This is a genomic window from Streptomyces griseorubiginosus (assembly GCF_001514195.1).
Lineage (GTDB): Bacteria > Actinomycetota > Actinomycetes > Streptomycetales > Streptomycetaceae > Streptomyces > Streptomyces griseorubiginosus.
Map to the genome: position 1 here is coordinate 657796 of NZ_KQ948735.1, position 13513 is coordinate 671308.

The following is a 13513-nucleotide window of genomic DNA, read 5'->3' on the forward strand; positions in this document are numbered from 1 at the left end:
CGGGCTACTCGCGCCCCGAGGCGGCCACCGCCAGCACGGCCACCAGCCCTGCCGCGATCGCCAGCGGCAGGGCCAGGCCTTGGTGGAGCACCAGCCACGCGCCCGCCCCGGCCCCGACGACCATCGCGACCACCGATGCCGTACGGCGCGGGGAGCGGGTGCCGGGGCCGCCGCCCGCGCGCGAGTCGGCGGCGAGTCCGGTCAACGTCATGGTCAGCACGGTCGTCGTCAGGTCAGGGATGCCGAGCCTGCGGACCGTGGCGTTGCGCAGGCCCATCGCGAAGGCCGTGACCGCGATCAGGGTGTAGGCGGTGGCCGTGGCGCCGGGCGCGGCGTACGCGACCACGGCCGAGACGCCCAGCAGGACCGCCTCGGCGGCGAGCGTGAGCCGGGCCCAGGTGCGCCGGGAGCCGGAGCCGAGCCGTACGGCGACCCGGCCGCCCGCCATCGCGCCCACGACGAAGGACCCGAGCGAGGTCAGGGTGTGCGCCACCGAGAAGCCGGGGGCGCCGGCCGCCGCGAACCCGAGCACGACGACGTTGCCGGTCATGTTCGCGGTGAAGACGTGCTCCAGGCCCAGATAGCTGACCGCGTCGATCAGCCCGCTGACCACCGTCAGGCCCAGCAGCACGGGCACCAGCCGCAGTCCGCGCGCCTCGGGGTCGTCGGCCGGCTTCGTGCCGGTGCCGCTCTGTTCGCTCATCGGGTCTCCGGGCAGCCGGACGGTCGGGGTGCACCCAAGTCCACCACGGAAGCGGGGGACTCTCGGATGCCGGGGTGTGCGGCGCGTCCGTAGCGTCGACGGGCATGAGGGATGACACGCGGAAAGACAAGGGAAAAGGGGCGGGCCGGCGGACCCGCAGGGCACTCGCCGCGGCCGCGGCCCTGATGCTGGCCGGGCTCGTCGTGGCCCCGGTGGCGGTCGCCGCGGACGGACGGGCGCGGCCGGCGCCGCGCGGTGGGCTGCTGTCCGTCACGCCGGTCGCCGACCGGGACGCCGGGCAGGTCAGGGCGTTCCTGACGGGGCGGGACGTTGACGCCGACGTGGTGCGGTACGGCGTACGGGCGTACCGGCTGACCTACCGGACCGTCGACCCGCACGGGGCGCCCACCACGGCGACCGGTCTGCTGACGCTGCCGACGGGCGGCCCGCGCCGCCTCGACCTGGTCTCCGACACCCACGGCACGATGGTCGACCGCGACTACGCGCCTTCGGTGAGCGAGGACTTCGGGCGCATACCGTCGTATCTGAACGCGAGCGCGGGGCGCGCGGTCGCCGCCCCCGACTACCTCGGCCTCGGCGAAGGGCCGGGGCCGCACCCGTACATGGACACCGCCTCGTCCGTGACCACCTCCGTCGACATGCTGCGGGCCGCCCGGACCGCCGCGGACCGGCTCGGCCGCCCGCTCACCGGGGACCTGTACGTGACGGGGTTCTCCCAGGGCGGCCAGGTGGCGATGGCGCTGGGGAAGGCGCTGGACGGGGGCGCCGACCGGCACTTCCGGCTCAGGGCGCTCGCCCCGGTCAGCGGCCCGTACGACCTGGAGGGCCAGGAGATGCCCGCGCTGTTCGACGGCCGGGTCAACGACGTCAGCGGGGTCCTGTACACCGCGTACTGGCTGGTCGCGCAGAACCGTCTGCACCCGCTCTACAAGGACCCCTCCGAGGCGTTCCGCGCGCCCTGGGCGAGCCGGGTCGAGCGTCTCCTCGACGGCGGCCACGAGCAGGAGGACGTCGTCAGGGGACTCGCCCCCTCGGTGCGGAAGCTGCTCACGCCTGCCTTCCACGAGCGGCTGCGGCACCCGTCCGGCGCGGTGCTGGACGCGATGCGCGCCGCCGACCACACGTGCGACTGGAAGCCGGAGGTGCCGGTGCGGCTGTACGCCGCGGCCGGGGACACCGACGTGCCCCTCGCCAACACCCGGACATGCGCCCGCACCCTCGCAGGTCAGGGAGCGAGGGTGCGGGTGGTCGATCAGGGGGCCGTGGACCACTTCGGGTCGGTCGTGGTGTCGGCCCCGCAGGTGGTGCGGTTCTTCGACGGGGTACGGCGGTGAGCCTGCCGGTGTTTTCCGGCTCTACGGCGGTGCCGGGCGCGTCGGCTCAGTACCAGCCATTGGCCTGCCAGAAGGCCCAGGCGCCGGTCGGGCTGCCGTAGCGGGAGTTCATGTAGTCGAGACCCCACTTGATCTGGGTCTTGGGGTTGGTCTTCCAGTCGGAGCCGGCGGAGGCCATCTTGGAGCCGGGGAGGGCCTGGACCAGACCGTAGGCACCGGAGGAGGAGTTCGTCGCGTTGACGTTCCAGCCGCTCTCGTGCTCCACGATCTTGCTGAAGGCCGCGTACTGGGCGGCGTTCGGGATCAGCTGGTGCGCGATGGCCTTGGCCTGGGCGGAGGAGCTGGTCGTGGCCGCATGGGCCGGCGCCGCGGTCAGGACCAGGCCGGCGGTGGCGGCGGCCATCGCGGCGGTGGTGATGGCCTTCTTCGGGGAAGCGATGCGGCGGGCGATGCGGGAGACGGACACGGAGAACCTTTTCTTCGGGGACGGTGGCGTCGCTCGCGGTCCCGGGGGACATGCGTCGGCGCCGAGGCCCGTGGGCTTGTCGGCGCCGTGCGACGTCGTCCACAGAAACAGGTTCGAAAGTCGTCCGCAAAGACCCCTTTTACTAGTGGTGGTCGAATCGCCGGGAATGACCGCCTGTGTGATCCGGCTCGCAAAGCGCAGGTCAGAGGGGATGCGTCATGGGCGTTATGTCCGGTATTCACCTACTGTTCCGCTTAGTAAGTGAGCTGCGTCATGTGGGGCGCTTCACCGCTCGGGCCCCTCGAATGTGACCTGGGCCTCGAAGGCGGCCCGGCGGGTGGCCCGGCGCAGCCCCCTGAGGAGGGCCGGGCCGATGGTCAGTGTCAGGACGACGGTGACCAGGGCCCGGCCCAGGTCCCAGCCGAGCGAGGTGGCCAGGCAGTACGCGACGAAGCGGGCCAGGTTGGCGGGGACGCCGGCGTGCGGGTCGAAGGCGATGTTCGAGGCGAGGGCGCCCATGAAGGGCCAGCCGGCCATGTTCATGGCGGTGCCGTAGGCGAAAGCGGCGAAAAAGCCGTACACGGCCAGGATCCCGACCTCGGCGCGGCCCGGGGCGCGGGCGGGCACCGGCAGCAGGCCCGCACCCATCGTGAACCAGCCCATCGCCAGCATCTGGAACGGCATCCACGGGCCGACCCCGCCGGTGAGCAGGGCGGACGCGAACATCGTGACGTTGCCGAGCACGAAGCCGAAGCCGGGGCCGAGGACCCGGCCGCTGAGCACCATCAGGAAGAACATCGGCTCGATACCGGCGGTGCCCGCGCCGACGGGCCTGAGGGCGGCCCCGGTCGCGGCGAGCACGCCGAGCATCGCCACGGCCTTGGGGCCCAGGCCCGACTCTGCGATCGCCGCCGCGACCACCGCGACGAGGAGCACGAGCAGTCCGGCGAAGAGCCAGGGGGCGTCCTGGGTGTGGCTGCCGACCTGCGAGTCGGGCGGGGCGAGGAAGGGCCAGCCGAAGGCCGCGACGCCCACGGCGCTGACGAGGGCGAGGGTGAGGAGGGAGCGGGGGCCGAGGTGGACGGCACGGGGTGTGCGAGACATGCCGGGGGTCGGGTTCGCGGCAGGGCCTTTCCCGCCTGGAGCCCGGGTCATGACAGGGCCTTCCGTACCTGGGCCACCGTGAGCCAGCGCTGCGGGGCGAGGATCTTGCTGACCTGAGGGGCGAAGGACGGCGAGGACGTGATGACCTCCGCCGCCGGACCGTCGGCGATCACCTCGCCCTCGGCCAGCAGGATCACCCGGTGGGCGAGCTCGGCGGCGAGTTCCACGTCATGGGTGGCCAGCATGATCGCGTGGCCGGCGGCGGCCAGGTCCGTCAGCAGGCCGACCAGGCGGGCCTTGGCCGCGTAGTCCAGGCCGCGGGTCGGCTCGTCCAGGAGCAGCAGGGGCGGGCGGGCGGTCAGGACGACGGCGAGGGCGAGGGCGAGACGCTGGCCCTCGGAGAGGTCCCGGGGGTGGGTGTCGTCGCTCACACCCGGGAGCAGGTCGGTCACCAGGGCACGGCAGGTGCCGGGGGCCGCGGCGGCGTCCTTGTCGGCGGCCCGGCACTCGGCGGCGACTGTGTCGGCGTAGAGGAGGTCCCGGGGTTCCTGCGGGACGAGGCCGACTCGGCGGACGAGGTCCCGGGGCGGGGTGCGGTGCGGCGGGGCGCCGCCCACCTGGACCGTGCCGGTGCTCGGTGCCACGAGCCCTACGAGGGTGTTGAGGAGGGTGGACTTCCCGGCGCCGTTGCGGCCCATGAGGGCGATGGTCTCGCCGGGGCGGACGGTGAGGTCGATGTGGCGCAGGGCATGGACGTGGGCTCGGCGGACGGAGAGGGCTGTGACGTCGGCGATGTGAACGGTCGCGGGCGGGGTGGGGCGGGTGCGGAACGCCCGCCTTCGGCGGGGCGTTCCGGGGTTCCCACCCGCACCACCCGTTTCGGTCTCGTGGTCGGGTGCGGGTGGCCCCTGTGGGGCGGGGCCGCCGTCGGCGGCTGCGGGTGCGTTGTCTTTCGGTATCCGTCCGGCCAGTTGGTCCCTCAGGTCCCCCGCCCTGCGGCGGGCGTCCCGCACTGTCAGCGGCAGGGGGTCCCAGCCCGCCAGTCGGCCCAGGTCCACCACCGGCGGGTACACCGGGGACTCGGCCATCATCTCTGCCGGGGTGCCCATGCGCAGGCGGGCGCCCGGGGCCGGGAGGAGGGCGACCTGGTCGGCGTACTGGATGACGCGTTCCAGGCGGTGCTCGGCCATGAGGACCGTGGTGCCGAGGTCGTGGACCAGGCGCTGGAGGACGGCCAGGACCTCCTCGGCCGCCGCGGGGTCCAGGGCCGAGGTCGGTTCGTCCAGGACCAGGACCTCGGGGTGCGGGGTGAGGACCGAGCCGATCGCCACCCGCTGTTGCTGGCCGCCGGAGAGGGTGGCCAGGGAGCGGTCACGGAGCGGGGCGAGGCCCAGCAGGTCGAGCGTCTCCTCCACCCGGCGGCGCATCACCGCCGGCGGCAGGCCCAACGACTCCATGCCGTATGCAAGTTCGTCCTCGACCGTGTCCGTCACGAAGTGCGACAGCGGGTCCTGGCCCACCGTGCCGACCACGTCGGCCAGTTCACGCGGCTTGTGGGTGCGGGTGTCACGGCCGGCCACCGTGACCCGGCCGCGCAGGGTGCCGCCGGTGAAGTGCGGGACCAGTCCGCTGACCGCGCCCAGGACCGTGGACTTGCCGACGCCCGACGGGCCCACGAGCAGCACCAGTTCACCTTCGGGCACCTCGAAGTCGACACCCTGGACGGTGGGTTCGGCGGCCCCGTCGTACGTCACGGAGACGTCCTCGAAGCGGATCACGGCGACGGCTCCTTGGGGGCGGGGGCGAGGAAGGCCGGCAGGAGGCCCAGCAGGACGGCCGCGGCGGGCCACAGCGGGAGGGTGGGCGCGACCAGCGGGACCACACCGGGGTTCAGGGCGGCCGGGTCGGTGACGCCCGCGACGGACATCGCCGCCGCGACGGCCGCGCCGGAACCGGCGACCAGCAGGGAACGGGCGGTCCAGCGGTCCGGCCGGTAGCGCGTGCGCGGGGTGCGGCGGCCGCCCAGACGCAGCCCCGCGAGGGCGGCGGTCAGCCCGGCGAGGAGGACGGGGAGGCCGTACGTGCCGCCTTCGGCGGTGAGCAGCCCGTACGTTCCCGCGCAGACCCCGAGCAGACCGCCGAGGGTGAGGGCCGTGGTCGTACGGCGGACGCCGGGCGGGACCTCGGCGGTGCGGCCGTAGCCGCGGGCGTCCATCGCCGCCGCGAGGGCGACCGAACGCTCCAACGCGCCCTCCAGGACCGGGAGTCCGACCTGGAGGAGGCCCCGCAGACCGGTGTCCGGGCGGCCGCGGAGACGGCGGGCGGCGCGCAGCCGCTGGACGTCGGCGATGAGGTGGGGGGCGAAGGTGAGCGCCACGACGACGGCGACGCCGAGTTCGTACAGCGCGCCGGGGAGGGACTTGAGGAGGCGGTGCGGGTTGGCGAGGGTGTTCGCCGCGCCCACGCAAATGAGGAGCGCGGCCAGTTTCAGACCGTCGTAGAGGGCGAAGACGAGGGACTCCGCGGTCACCCTGCCGCCCAGCCGGATGCCCTGCGCCCAGTCGGGGAGGGGGAGTTCGGGCAGCGTGACGAGGACGTGGGTGCCGGGGATCGGTGAGCCGAGGGTCACGGCGAACAGGAGGCGGACGAGGAGGACCGCGAGGGCGAGCTTGAGGAATGCGGCGTAGGAGCGGGACCAGGGGGAGGGGCGGCGGCAGGTGGCCACCACGTAGGCGGACACGGCGACGAGGAGGGCGAGGAGCAGCGGGTTGCCGGTCCGGGTGGCCGCGACACCGAGCGAGAGGGCCCAGAGCCACCAGGCACCGGGGTGGAGGGCGACGGGGCGGGGGGTCCGGTTGGGGACGGGGCGCGAGGGCTGATTGGCGGCGACGGGGCGAGAGGGCTGATCGGGGTCGGGGCGGGGGGTCCGGTGGGGGGCGGGGCGAGGGGGCTGGTCGGCGATCGCGGGGCGAGAGGCCTGGTCAGCGACGACGGGGCGAGGGGGCTGGTCGGGGATGGGACCATGGGGCTGGTCGGGGTCGGGTTGCGAGGGCTCGTCGGCACCGCTGCCCGGCCGCGCGCCGATTCCTCGAAGCCTCGCGTCGGAGGACGCCCCGGTGCCGTGACCGTGGGGCGAGGGCCCGGCGTGGTCACGCATCGCGGCGGCGCCTCGCCTGCCAGGTCGCCGCCGCAGCCAGGGCCAGCACGGCCGCCGCTCCCGCCCACAGCCCCAGGGACGGCCCGCCGTCGTGCTTCTTCTCGGCGGTGGCCGGCTTCTTCGCCCCGGTCACCGCCTCGCCGCAACCCGCCTGCGGGTACCCCGAGATCGCGCACAGCAAGGCGTTCGTGCCGTACCGGAGCGGTTTCGCCACCGCCGCCAGGGCCTCCGCCGTCGTCGCGTCACGGTCCACCACCGCGCACGCGTCCCGCCGCACCGGGGGCCGCTCGCCGGAGGGCGCGTCCGCGGCCGTGCCGAAGTCGATGACCAGGGCGACGCGCTTGCGGCCCGCCTGGGTCGGCGTGTGCGCGCAGATCGTCGCGAAGGACGCCCTCCCGCGCGGCTTGGTCGCGTCCGACGAGTCCTCGCTCACCGCGAAGCGGAAGCCCTGGACGTCGCCGTCGGAGGGAACCGCGGTCGAGGGCCCCTGCGTGGCGTACGTCCAGGTCGTGCCCGTGCGGTCCCAGAAGGACCAGTAGCGGTAACCGGTGGCGTGAGCCGGGCTCGTGGTGGCGAGGAGCAGCCCCGCGAGGATGGCGAGGAGGGCCGCCCGGCGGATCACGGCCGCTTCCTCTTGTTGCGGCCGCTGATGAGGAAACCGATGCCCGCGCCGGCGGCGAGACCCGCGCCCACCACCCACCACACCGAGGTGCCGGAGTCGTCGTCCTGGGACGCGGCGACCTGCTTCGGGCCGCTCGCGGCCAGCCGCTTCACCAGGTCCGTGCCACCGAAGTCGCTGGGGTCGGCACCGCTCGCCTCGGCGGCGAGGATCAGCTGGGCGTACGCCGCGGGGCCGCTCTGCTCGGCCCACTTCGCGGAGTTCCGCTCCAGCCATTCCAACGGCTTGCGCGCGGCCTCGGCGCCCTGCGCGGCGAGTGCGACGACGGCGTCCGCCGTGTTGCCGTAGTCGGGTTGGTCCTCGGCGCCGGGGAGAGCGGACTTCAGATAGCCGTCCTTCGCGACCGCCTCCGCGAGGAAGGAGGCTCCGTTGGCCGCTGCCCGCGCGGGGGTGAGGGCTGTTGCGTCGGCGCAGGTGGTCTCCCGGCCGGTGTCGGCCCGCGCCGTCACGAAGTTCGTTCCGCGCGCGGCGACGACCGCCGCCGCCGTCGCGTCCGCGTTGGCGCTGAGCTTGCCCTTCTCGTCCGGCTGGTAGGCGAAGGCGCCCTTGTCGGCACACGGCAGGGACAGCTTCAGCAGGGCGTCGTAGGGCGACTTCGTACCTTTGCGGATCGTCGAGACGGGGGTGTGCTGGGTGATGAGCGCGCCGATCACCACCGACGTCGAGTTGGCGTCGCTGGCCCCGCCGGGGGCGAAGCCCCAGCCGCCGTCCTTGTTCTGGACGGACTTCAGCCAGGTCACCGCCTTGGTGACCGCGCCGCCGTGCCCGCCGACCACGGACAGGGCCTGCGCGGCGACGGCCGTGCTGTTGGTGTCGACCATCAGTTTGGCGTCGCAGGCCTTGGCCGGGTTCGCGCGGAAGGCCGGGAATGCCCCGTTCGCGCACTGCTGCCCGGCCAGCCAGTCGACGGCCGCGGCGGGGAGCTGGTCGTGCACCCGGTACAGGGCGATGAGCGCGAGCGACTGCCGCCAGACGCCGTCGTAGGTGGGGTCGCTGCTGCCGTACAGCCCCGAGGGCAGGGACGGCTTCGGGGACGGCGAGGCGGCGACGGCGGGCGCGGCCGTACCGATCACGACGGCGGCGGCCAGGACCGCGGCGCTGCGGTGGACGTTCATGATCGGCGGATGCCCTTCTCCCTGCGGGAGCCGGGCAGCACGGGAGAACCCCCGGGCGGCTCGGCTCCGTGTACCTCGACGGTGCCGCGCGCCGACGGGTTGCCGGTGCGCGCGAGCCGGTCACGAACCGTACGGGGCAGTCCGGCTTGCCGCGGAAGGCGACTTCACGGTTGCGGGTCAGCGCCGGAATTGCACCGGCTTCCCCCCGTACGGGTGTGATACGACCTGGCTACTGTACTCGCCCGTAGGGAACCGCCTGAGAGCCCCCTGTGCGGTGGCCGACGGCTGTGGGCCGCGTCTCAGACCGCCACGTACGTCACCGGCTCGCTCCCCGGCACCGCTTCCGCGCGCCCCAGCTTCACCAGCCGCCGCAGATGCGCCTCGGCCTCCGAGACCGCGATGTTGCGGGAGCCGTAGGGGATCTGGTCCCAGGGCCGGTTCCACTCCATGCGCTCGGCGAGCTGCCAGGGGGTGAGGGGCTCGGCGAGGAGGGAGCGCAGGTCGGTGAGGCGTTCCTCGTGGTGCGCGAGCAGCTCCTCCACCCGGGCGCTCGCGTCGGTGAAGACGTGCTGGTGGGCCGGGAGGACCTCGGCGGGCGAGAGCCGGCCGATCCGCTCCAGGGAGTCGAGGTAGTCGCCGAGCGGGTCGGTGACCGTGGCGTCGTCCGGGTCCTCGTACAGGCCGATGTGCGGGGTGATCTCGGGGAGCAGGTGGTCGCCGGAGAACAGCCGCCCGTGGCCGGGGAGTTGGGCGGGGTGCTCCTCCTCCAGGTGCAGGCAGACATGGCCGGGGGTGTGCCCCGGGGTCCAGATCGCGCGGAGTCTGCGGCCGGGGAGGTCGAGGAGCTCGCCGGGGACGATCTCGCGGTCGGGCAACGCGGGCGAGAAGCCCGGGAGTTGGCGACGGCGTGCGGTGCGCAGCGGCGCCACGTGCTCCTCGGGGGCGCCCGCCGCCTCCAACTTGGCCGTCATATAGGTGAACCAGCGTTCAGCCCGTGTCTCCCGGGTGCGCCGCACGATCGCGGAGTCCGCCGCGTGCATCGCGATCCAGGCGCCGGAAGCCTCCCGGACCCTGCCGGACAGGCCGTGGTGGTCGGGGTGGTGGTGGGTGATGACCACGCCGTGGATCTCGCCGACGCCGGTTCCGCACGCGGTCAGTCCCGCGGCGAGGGTGTCCCAGGAGTCCGGGTCGTCCCACCCGGTGTCGACCAGCACCGGACCCCGGTCGGTCTCGACGACGTACACGAGCGTGTGGCCGAGGGGGTTGTCGGGGATGGGCACCTGGACGGACCGGACGCCGCCGCCATGGTCGTACACCCCGCCGCCATGGTCGTACACCTGCGCCATGAGTTCCCCAATCACCGCGTTCCCGCCACTATAACTAGAACGGGTTTCGACGGTAGCCCGAGGTCACCAATGTGCGCGCTGTGCGGCCCGTGGACTCCTCCGAGTGGAACTGGTATCAGTTCCGTATCGGGGTATCTGATGGATCGTCAGCAAGCCGCCCCTGGGAGGCGTTCGCCATGGCCGAGCTCGTGGAACACGGACAGCTGTTCATCGGCGGGGAGTTGACCGACCCCCTGGGCGAGGACGTCATCGAGGTGATCTCCCCGCACACCCAGGAGGTCATCGGACGGGTCCCGCACGCCTCCCGCGCGGACGTGGACGCGGCCGTCGCCGCCGCCCGCACCGCCTTCGACGAGGGACCCTGGCCGCGGCTCTCCCTCGACGAGCGCATCGAGGTCGTCAGCCGCATCAAGGACGCCATCGCGGTACGGCACGAGGAGATCGCCCGCGTGATCTCCTCCGAGAACGGCTCCCCGTACTCCTGGAGCGTCCTCGCGCAGGCCCTCGGCGCGATGATGGTCTGGGACTCGGCGATCACGGTCGCCCGGAACTTCACCTTCGAGGAGCAGCGCGACGGCGTCCTCGGCCGCCTCCTCGTGCGCCGCGAGCCGGTCGGGGTCGTGGCGGCCGTAGTCCCTTGGAACGTCCCGCAGTTCGTCGCCGCCGCCAAGCTCGCGCCCGCGCTGCTCGCCGGCTGCACGGTGGTGCTCAAGCCGTCGCCCGAGTCGCCGCTGGACGCGTACATCCTGGCCGAGATCACCAAGGAGGCGGGGCTGCCGGAAGGCGTCCTGTCCATCCTCCCGGCCGACCGCGAGGTCAGCGAGTACCTGGTCGGACACCCCGGGATCGACAAGGTCTCCTTCACCGGTTCGGTGGGCGCGGGCAAGCGCGTGATGGAGGTCGCCGCCCGCAACCTCACCCGCGTGACACTGGAGTTGGGCGGCAAGTCGGCGGCGGTCGTCCTCCCGGACGCGGACGTGGAAGCCGCCGTGGCCGGGATCGTCCCCTCCGCCTGGATGAACAACGGCCAGGCCTGCGTGGCCCAGACCCGCATCCTGCTGCCCCGCTCCCGGTACGACGAGTTCGCCGAGGCCCTTGCCGCGGCGGCGAGTTCACTGGTCGTCGGCGACCCGCTCGACCCGGCCACCCAGGTCGGCCCGCTGGTGGCCGAACGCCAGCAGCGCCGCAACCTCGACTACATCAGGATCGGCCAGGAGGAGGGGGCGAAGATCCTCACCGGGGGCGGCCGTCCGGCGGGCCTGGACCGCGGCTGGTACGTCGAGCCGACCCTCTTCGGGGACGTCGACAACTCGATGCGGATCGCACGGGAGGAGATCTTCGGCCCGGTGATCTGCCTGCTGCCGTACGGCGACGAGTCCGAGGCGGTGAAGATCGCCAACGACTCCGACTACGGCCTCTCCGGCAGCGTGTGGACGGCCGACGTCGCGCACGGCATCGAGGTCGCGAAGCAGGTGCGCACCGGCACGTACAACGTCAACACCTTCAGCCTCGACATGCTCGGCCCCTTCGGCGGCTACAAGTCCTCCGGTCTGGGGCGGGAGTTCGGGCCGGAGGGCTTCGGCGAGTACCTGGAGCACAAGATGATCCACCTGCCGGCCGGCTGGGAGGGCTGAGGCGATGGGGGACCGCTGGCACGTCGAGGTCGACCGCTCCCTGTGCATCGGCTCGGCCCAGTGCGTCCACACCGCCCCGGACGGCTTCCACCTCGACACCGCCCGCCAGTCCCACCCCACCGCCCCGGAGACCGACGCCCACGAACGGATCCTGGCCGCCGCCGAGAACTGCCCGGTCGAGGCGATCATGATCACCCTGCTGGGCAGTGGGGAGCCGGTGTTCCCGCCGGAGGAGTAGGGGGTCGGGACGGGGGCGGTCGCGGGTGCTCGTGTCGGTGCGGGTGCGGGTGCCGGTGGGGATGCGGGTGCCGGTCCGGTGTCCGCGCCCCGGGCATGTCCGCGTACGCTCCTGCGGTTGTCGTACAGCAGGGGTGGAACACATGACGAAGTCCGAGGCCAAGAAGTTGATCGAGCAGGCGCGTGCGGCCTGGGACGCCGAGGAGTGGCTGCGGGCCGCCGAGTTGTACGAGCGGGTGCTCGCGCACTTCCCGGACCTCGAGGTGAGCGCGGTGTGGTGGTACGACGCCGCGCTCGCCCACAAGTTCCTGCGGAACTGGGCCAAGGCGTACGAGCTGGGCCGCGAGGCGGCCGCCCGCAGCCCCCGCGGCGAGGGCGACCCGGCGTACTGGAACCTCGGCATCGCGGCCACGATCCAGCGGGACTGGGCGACCGCCCGTGACGCCTGGTCCGGCTTCGGCATCCAACTCCCGGACGGGGAGGGGCAGATCGACGGCCGCTTCGGGCACGCCTGCGTCCGCCTCGACACCGGCGGTGAGCGCGAGGTCGTCTGGATCGAGCGGCTGTGCCCGACGCGCGGCCGGGTCGTCAACGTGCCCGTGACGGGCGGCCGGCGCTACGGCGAGATCGTCGTGCACGACGGCGAGCCCAAGGGTGAGCGGGTGGTCGAGGGCTCGAACTACCCCGTCTTCGACGAGCTGTTGCTCTTCGAGGCCTCCCCGCTGCCCACCCTGGAGGTCACCGTGGCCGCGGGCGAGGCGGCCGACCTGGAGGCACTTGTCGCCCTCTTCACCGACCACGGCTTCGGCGCCGAGCCCGCGAGCGGCGTCCGCATGCTGTGCGCCTGTTGCAGCGAAGGCACCCACGAGCAGCAGCGCACCGCCGACGCCGGCGCCCAGCAGGTCTCCCTCGCCGCCCCCGAGGAGGAGGCCAGGCGGCTCCTGGAGCGCTGGGCGGGGGAGTCGGCGTTCGGGCGAAGCTGGAGCGGACTCGCGACGGTCGGCTAGGCGGTCAGGGGCGGGCGGCGAAGGGGCTCGCCGCCCAACGGCCTACCCCCGCGGCTCCGTCAGGTCGATCAGGCGGCAGACCGTTTCGATGTCGATCTTCACCTGGGCGATGGAGGCGCGGCCCGACAGCCAGGTGATCAGTGCCGAGTGCCAGGTGTGCTCGATCACGCGGACCGCGGAGAGCTGCTCGGGGGTCGGGTCCTGGAGGCCCACCGCGTCCAGGATGATCAGCGTGGTCTGGTGGGAGACCTGGTCGACCTCCGGGCTCACGCTGCGGTCCGCGAAGGTCAGCGCCCTGACCATCGCGTCCGCCAGATGCGGCTCGCGCTGGAGGGCGCGGAAGGCCCGCATCAGCGTCTCCGCGACCCGCTCGGCCGCCGTCTCGCCCTGCGGCGGCTTCTTGCGGAGCGTGCCGTGCATGTGTTCCAGCTGGTCCTGCATGGTGGCGACCAGCAGATGGATCTTGGAGGGGAAGTACCGGTAGAGGGTGCCGAGCGCGACCTGCGAGGACTCCGCGACCTCCCGCATCTGCACCGCGTCGAACCCGCCCCGGCTCGCCAACTGCGCGCTCGCGTGCAGGATGCGGCGGCGCCGCGCCTCCTGCCGCTCGGTCAGCGGCGGCGCGTCGGGTCGCGCGGTACTGGCTTCGACTCTGGGCGGCTTGGCCACCTTGTCCACCTTGGGTTCCGTGACAGTCCGTGAGGGCGTGT

Annotated in this window: 13 protein-coding genes; 4 read left to right on the forward strand and 9 right to left on the reverse strand. The window is 73.4% G+C overall.

Going from position 1 to position 13513, the window contains the following annotated elements:
* Nucleotides 1-4: 4 nt before the first annotated feature.
* Nucleotides 5-703, reverse strand: a complete 699-nt coding sequence (locus AQJ54_RS09485) for a YoaK family protein (protein WP_062025193.1) — start codon at nucleotides 701-703, stop codon at nucleotides 5-7.
* A gap of 104 nt (nucleotides 704-807) precedes the next feature.
* Here AQJ54_RS09485 and AQJ54_RS09490 point away from each other — a divergent pair, with 104 nt between their 5' ends.
* A complete protein-coding gene (locus AQJ54_RS09490) occupies nucleotides 808-2058 on the forward strand; it encodes an alpha/beta hydrolase family protein (RefSeq protein ID WP_079069797.1) in 1251 nt (416 codons plus the stop codon).
* Between the two features lie 46 nt (nucleotides 2059-2104).
* On the opposite strand, the gene AQJ54_RS09495 is transcribed toward AQJ54_RS09490, so the two are convergent.
* From AQJ54_RS09495 to AQJ54_RS09525, 7 genes are all read right to left on the reverse strand, one after another.
* Entirely contained in the window at nucleotides 2105-2524 is a 420-nt protein-coding gene (locus tag AQJ54_RS09495) for an aggregation-promoting factor C-terminal-like domain-containing protein (RefSeq protein WP_062025190.1), read from the reverse strand.
* A 285-nt stretch (nucleotides 2525-2809) separates the two neighbouring features.
* A complete protein-coding gene (locus AQJ54_RS09500) occupies nucleotides 2810-3628 on the reverse strand; it encodes an ECF transporter S component (RefSeq protein WP_062235921.1) in 819 nt (272 codons plus the stop codon).
* Between the two features lie 47 nt (nucleotides 3629-3675).
* A complete protein-coding gene (locus tag AQJ54_RS09505) occupies nucleotides 3676-5406 on the reverse strand; it encodes an ABC transporter ATP-binding protein (protein ID WP_062235924.1) in 1731 nt (576 codons plus the stop codon).
* Entirely contained in the window at nucleotides 5403-6590 is a 1188-nt protein-coding gene (locus AQJ54_RS09510) for an energy-coupling factor transporter transmembrane component T (protein ID WP_079069835.1), read from the reverse strand. The genes AQJ54_RS09505 and AQJ54_RS09510 overlap by 4 nt, the downstream gene beginning before the upstream one ends.
* A gap of 187 nt (nucleotides 6591-6777) precedes the next feature.
* The gene (locus AQJ54_RS09515) at nucleotides 6778-7407 is read right to left on the reverse strand and encodes an SCO2322 family protein (protein WP_062235926.1); all 630 of its coding nucleotides are present in this window, start codon (nucleotides 7405-7407) and stop codon (nucleotides 6778-6780) included.
* Entirely contained in the window at nucleotides 7404-8579 is a 1176-nt protein-coding gene (locus tag AQJ54_RS09520; RefSeq protein WP_062235929.1) for an SCO2321 family membrane protein, read from the reverse strand. The genes AQJ54_RS09515 and AQJ54_RS09520 overlap by 4 nt, the downstream gene beginning before the upstream one ends.
* A 299-nt stretch (nucleotides 8580-8878) precedes the next feature.
* A complete protein-coding gene (locus AQJ54_RS09525) occupies nucleotides 8879-9925 on the reverse strand; it encodes a Strvi_7410 family MBL fold metallo-hydrolase (protein ID WP_062235932.1) in 1047 nt (348 codons plus the stop codon).
* A 176-nt stretch (nucleotides 9926-10101) separates the two neighbouring features.
* Between AQJ54_RS09525 and AQJ54_RS09530 the strand changes: the two genes are divergently transcribed.
* The 3 genes from AQJ54_RS09530 to AQJ54_RS09540 all read left to right on the forward strand — a co-directional run bounded on the left by AQJ54_RS09530 (nucleotide 10102) and on the right by AQJ54_RS09540 (nucleotide 12803).
* On the forward strand, nucleotides 10102-11559 hold the full coding sequence (locus AQJ54_RS09530; protein ID WP_062235935.1) for an aldehyde dehydrogenase: 1458 nt from the start codon (nucleotides 10102-10104) through the stop codon (nucleotides 11557-11559).
* A gap of 4 nt (nucleotides 11560-11563) precedes the next feature.
* Nucleotides 11564-11797, forward strand: coding sequence for a ferredoxin (locus AQJ54_RS09535; RefSeq protein WP_062235937.1), 234 nt, complete (start codon nucleotides 11564-11566; stop codon nucleotides 11795-11797).
* Between the two features lie 142 nt (nucleotides 11798-11939).
* Nucleotides 11940-12803, forward strand: coding sequence for a tetratricopeptide repeat protein (locus tag AQJ54_RS09540; protein ID WP_062235940.1), 864 nt, complete (start codon nucleotides 11940-11942; stop codon nucleotides 12801-12803).
* A gap of 42 nt (nucleotides 12804-12845) precedes the next feature.
* Here the strand turns inward: AQJ54_RS09540 and AQJ54_RS09545 are convergent, their stop codons facing one another.
* Nucleotides 12846-13481, reverse strand: coding sequence for a TetR family transcriptional regulator (locus AQJ54_RS09545; RefSeq protein WP_132836328.1), 636 nt, complete (start codon nucleotides 13479-13481; stop codon nucleotides 12846-12848).
* Nucleotides 13482-13513: the final 32 nt, after the last annotated feature.